We start from the raw sequence: 4,367 nt of genomic DNA, 5'->3' as shown, positions 1-4,367 counted from the left end.
CTTCCCGTCGTAGGTGTCTCGTCGGCTGGCCAGGTGGAGTCTGCGTGGCAAGCGGTGACATCGGGCCTCACCCATGACGCGCTCAACCGGCTAGATACGGCGCGTATCGGTGCCTGAAGCTCTAAGCGTTGGTAAAGTTGCAGCCCAATTCGGCCTCGAACCGGACACGCTCCGCTACTACGAACGCATCGGTGTGCTACCAGCACCCACCCGAAACTCCTCCGGGCACCGTATCTATACCGACCAGGACGTTCATCTGATCGAGGTGTTGCTGCACTTACGTGATACAGGTATGCCACTCACGCGTATCGCCGAGTTCACACGACTTGTCGCGTCCGATCCGGACGGGGTGCCTGGGCGGCTTGAGCTGCTAGAAGAGCACCAAGCCGAGGTCCTCGAGCGACTGCGCGCGTGGCAGAACTCGCTATCGCTCATCGAGCAGAAGATCGCCGACTACCGAAGCCGACTTGAACTGTAGAACTGCCTTCTTTGGGAGGACGCCGACCGGTCTCGGTTGCTGCACCTGAATCAGGGCAGTGTGCCCAGGTTAGGCAGCGTTTGATCAGCCTTGCGGGACTCGGGTGCCGGGATACCTAACTCGCGCCCTGGCTACCCTGAATCAGACGGCCAGTCCTCACGGCGGTAGAGCCCTCAAATCGTCCCTTTAGAGGGTGGCTCAGCGGACGCCGCTGCGTCCGATTTGGGGATCCCTCAGCGGACACGAGTCATCATCTTGGAAGGGTCGGTCAGCGCCGTGAAGCCGTACTGGGCGTAAAGACCGTGTGCGTCGCCGGTGGACAAGAGGATCCGCTTCAACTCCGCAGATTCAAGGTCATCCATAACGCCCGCAGCGAGCATTTTGCCGATGCCTCGTCCACGGGCCTCAGTCGCCACGAACACATCACAAAGCCAGGCGAACGTTGCACCGTCAGTCACTACGCGGCCGTAAGCAACCTGCTCTCCAGTTTCGGTGTCGTACACCCCGTAATTGCGAGACGCATCCATCGCCGCATCCTGCTTCTCGCGGCTTCGACCCAGGGCCCAGTAGGACTGCTCACTAAGCCACTGATGCACCCGGGCGCGGTCAATCTTGTCCGCTGCCCTGGAGAAGAAATACCGGTTGCTCATGACAACACAGTAAAGGAAAGCGATCCGTTAGCCCGCTCGAACGTCCGCTCAGCCTTCCCGCAGGTGATCATCCACTAACGGACGCGCTCCAAAGATGCGAGTAGTTCGCGTGGGTGCGAGGCTGGATCAGCGATATAGAGGTGGGCTTGGGTGATCACTCCGTCGCGCACGACGAGCGTGCAGCGCTTGTATAAGGTGCTGCCTTCGAAGGCGAAGTAGTCCAGGGCGAGTTGATGGCCAAGTTCCATCTCGGGGTCGGACAACAGCGAGTACGGAAGGTGAAGGCGCTCAGCGGCCTCTTGTTGGTAGGTGGTGGCTTGCGTCGACAGCCCAAAGATTGAGAACCCGATTTTGGCATAGTCGGCAGCTAGGTCCCTGAACTCGCATGACTCGGCACTGCAGCCCTTCGCACCCGGGATGAGCGCCCATTCGGCGGCCTCGGGCTCGTCTGGCCGGCCGGTGCGCGGATAAATGAACAGCACGTAGTCGCTCAAGGTCGTGTCGGATAGGTCAACAGTGTTCCCCTGGGTCGACGGGAAGAACTGCGACGGCATGCGCCGGCCGACCAGACTCATCGAGTCCGCTTGTTGCTCATCAGTCATGTCGCAATCCTCCCAGATGTCCGGTGCCCGTAAGCCGGTCCCCCACCGGCCTACTCGCCACCTTCACGCCGCCCCTTCGAGAAAGCCGTAGCGCAGGACTCTCTGATTCCCGTATGCCCTGCCTACAAAAATGCCCGGTGAACGTGCCCTAAGCGCTACGCTCCAGGTCGTCTCTCAACGCTAGGACAGCACTGCCTAGAGAAGATATCGGTAGACAGTAGCGCGGGAGACTCCGAGCATCTTGCCGATGTCGGAGGCACTGATTCCTTTGCCTTTGAGTTCCTTGGCCCGAGCAGCGGCAGCGTCATCTACTTTGCGGGGTCTTCCGCCATGGCGGTTGTTGGCCGCGGCCGCAGCGAGGCCGGCTTTGGTGCGTTCGATCATCGTGTCGCGCTCCAGCTGCGCGAAGGCGGCCACAATCGTAAGCATCGCGGTGCCCATGGGTCCGGTCGTGTCCAGACCCTCGGTCAGGGAACGGAACCCTGCTCCCCGTTCTCGGATGTTCTCGATAAGGTCCAAGACGTGCCGGGTGTTGCGTCCCAAACGGTCGAGCTTCCATACGGTGAGTACGTCGCCGGTCTCCAGCCTGTCCAGGGCTTTGGATAGCTGAGGGCGTTCGGCTGCGGATCCACTGACGCCTTTGTCGGCAAAGGTCCGGGCTGCGCCGGCCGCATGGAGTGCATTGAGCTGCAGATCAAGGTTCTGCTCCGCGGTGGAAACCCTCGCGTACCCGATTACAGCCATGGACGTCCCCATATTCTCTTAATGCCGAGCAATTTACCGTTGTGAGACTACCTGTTGTTGGACGGCATTCTGAGACTTTGGAGGGGCGTGTCGAACCGCGAGTTCCTCGACATTCCTTACGTCCCCTGGAACACGACTCGCCCATCTCAGTAATGGATCGTTTTTGAGAACGAAATCCGCCACGTTTCAGGCCGCAGAGATGGAAGTAGGACATGGCCCACGTCACCGCCTTGGCTCAGCTTGGGTCCAATGAGCTGAGCCAAGGGTCACGCATCTCGCTAGGCGTGAGCGGCAGCGTAGGCCTGTTGGATGTCCTGGCGGATTCGTCCTCGACTGCTGGGGGTGTACCCATTGGCGTTGGCCCAGTCCCGGATCCTCCGGGTTTCATCCCGACTCATCGGAGCACTCGTGCCGGCCCGGCTCGCAGAGGGGCCGCGGAGACGACGGCCGTTGGAGATGTATTCCGCTAGCGCTGCACGAAGTTCCTCGGCGTGGTCAGCGGTGAGATCAATTTCGTAGTCGGCGCCGTCGACAGAAAATCGAACCGTTTCTTCGGCGTCCTCGCCAGAAAGATCATCGATGAGCTGGACATGGATTTTGCGGGCCAAGGGGGTCCTCTGGTTGTGGTTCATGCTGCCGTCTTCCCCAATACGAATTCAGCCTTCAGCCTCAACCCTATTTCACATCCAGACACCCCCATGAGTGGCAGGCCACGCACCCCTTCACGCGTGTCAGGTTGGCACCTCAGAGCACCGACGGCCAGCGTCAGTATTCAGAGCAACAGGCCCCAGCCTGACGTATTGGCCGGCGGACCCTGACCTTAGGCTGCGGTATACCCGACCGGACGGTCAAAAACGCTCCCCCATACGTTTCGACCAACTTTGATATCGAACTCGAGTTCCGACCACCCGGCCAGTTTGCGCTCTCGGGTCGGCCTTCGGGATGTCGACGCCTATCTACAGGCCAATACGGGACATTTGCCGCGGCCCTGGCAAGCGAGCCTATACCACCCGCGGTGGCGCTGCGGGAGCCAGTCAGTATGGGTCGTTAATGACTGCCCCGCGACCGCAGATAAACTGGCGGACCCCGCGAGTATCGGCCGAAGACTCGGGTCAAAAACAGCCGAGCCATTCGGGAAGTTCCGGCTCGTTCTCGAACTGCCAAGGTGTTGCTGTGCATCGATACAGTGGTGGCATGCCTGAGTTGATCGCGCCGACGCGCAGCCTGCGTACAGCGTGGCTTGAAGCACACGAAGAGTGGGGTCCCGGTGTCCATGAGGATGGTTTCGGGTTGCTGCAGACCGACAAGGTCGAAACGCCGGCGGTAGTGCCCATTAGCGTGGTGTAACGGCCCGGCCCCGGGCGTGTTGTTCCCGAACGTGAGGCGGCCATCGCGTGATTCTTGGAAAGACCGACCAAAGTCTTCTCTCAAGGAGTTTTCACGCGATGACCGCACCCCATGTTATCGACCCTGCCCGTTTCCTGTCCGAGCAACTCGAGCAGGCCTCCCCGGATCTCATGCGATCCATGCTGACCACGTTCATCAACGCGCTCATGAGCGCCGAGGCCGATGCGGTCTGCGGCGCCGGATATGGTGCGCGCTCCGAGGCCCGCACGAATTCCCGCAACGGGTACCGGCACCGGGACTTCGACACCCGCACCGGCACCCTGGACGTCGCCATCCCCAAGCTCCGGCAGGGCTCGTATTTCCCGGACGGGCTGCTGGAGCGCCGCCGCCGGGCCGAGGCCGCCCTGACCACGGTGGTCGCGACCTGCTACCTGCTCGGGGTCTCCACCCGGCGGATGGAAAAACTCGTCGAGTCCCTCGGGATTACCCGGCTCTCGAAGTCCCAGGTCTCGGTCATGGCCGCGGACCTTGACGCCCAGGTCGAGG

At 61.3% G+C, this 4,367-nt stretch carries 7 protein-coding genes; 3 read left to right on the top strand and 4 right to left on the bottom strand.

Annotated features, from left to right (window positions below; genetic code table 11):
- The first annotated feature begins 109 nt into the window (after window positions 1–109).
- Window positions 110–478 carry a MerR family transcriptional regulator gene (locus tag ABIB51_RS23010; protein ID WP_354191700.1) on the top strand — a complete coding sequence of 123 codons (369 nt, stop codon included), beginning with the start codon at window positions 110–112 and terminating at the stop codon, window positions 476–478.
- A gap of 233 nt (window positions 479–711) precedes the next feature.
- Here the strand turns inward: ABIB51_RS23010 and ABIB51_RS23005 are convergent, their stop codons facing one another.
- The 4 genes from ABIB51_RS23005 to ABIB51_RS22990 all read right to left on the bottom strand — a co-directional run bounded on the left by ABIB51_RS23005 (window position 712) and on the right by ABIB51_RS22990 (window position 3,106).
- Window positions 712–1,128 (bottom strand): GNAT family N-acetyltransferase, encoded by a 417-nt coding sequence (locus ABIB51_RS23005; protein ID WP_354191699.1) that lies wholly within the window; start codon window positions 1,126–1,128, stop codon window positions 712–714.
- Window positions 1,129–1,202: 74 nt separating this feature from the next.
- Window positions 1,203–1,730 carry a peroxiredoxin gene (locus ABIB51_RS23000; RefSeq protein WP_354191698.1) on the bottom strand — a complete coding sequence of 176 codons (528 nt, stop codon included), beginning with the start codon at window positions 1,728–1,730 and terminating at the stop codon, window positions 1,203–1,205.
- A 195-nt stretch (window positions 1,731–1,925) separates the two neighbouring features.
- A complete protein-coding gene (locus ABIB51_RS22995; RefSeq protein WP_354191697.1) occupies window positions 1,926–2,474 on the bottom strand; it encodes a recombinase family protein in 549 nt (182 codons plus the stop codon).
- Window positions 2,475–2,752: 278 nt separating this feature from the next.
- Window positions 2,753–3,106: a histone-like nucleoid-structuring protein Lsr2 gene (locus tag ABIB51_RS22990; protein ID WP_354191696.1), complete on the bottom strand. Its 354-nt coding sequence runs from the start codon at window positions 3,104–3,106 to the stop codon at window positions 2,753–2,755.
- A 562-nt stretch (window positions 3,107–3,668) separates the two neighbouring features.
- Here ABIB51_RS22990 and ABIB51_RS22985 point away from each other — a divergent pair.
- Both ABIB51_RS22985 and ABIB51_RS22980 read left to right on the top strand, forming a co-directional pair.
- Window positions 3,669–3,821, top strand: coding sequence for a hypothetical protein (locus tag ABIB51_RS22985; RefSeq protein WP_354191694.1), 153 nt, complete (start codon window positions 3,669–3,671; stop codon window positions 3,819–3,821).
- A gap of 98 nt (window positions 3,822–3,919) precedes the next feature.
- Window positions 3,920–4,367: transposase (locus tag ABIB51_RS22980; protein ID WP_354191693.1), on the top strand; the 448-nt coding region annotated here is incomplete at its 3' end.

The sequence above is a fragment of the Arthrobacter sp. UYCu712 genome (assembly GCF_040547005.1).
GTDB lineage: Bacteria > Actinomycetota > Actinomycetes > Actinomycetales > Micrococcaceae > Arthrobacter.
The sequence above is the reverse complement of the archived record's forward strand: the minus strand, read 5'-3'. Positions and strand labels throughout refer to the sequence as shown.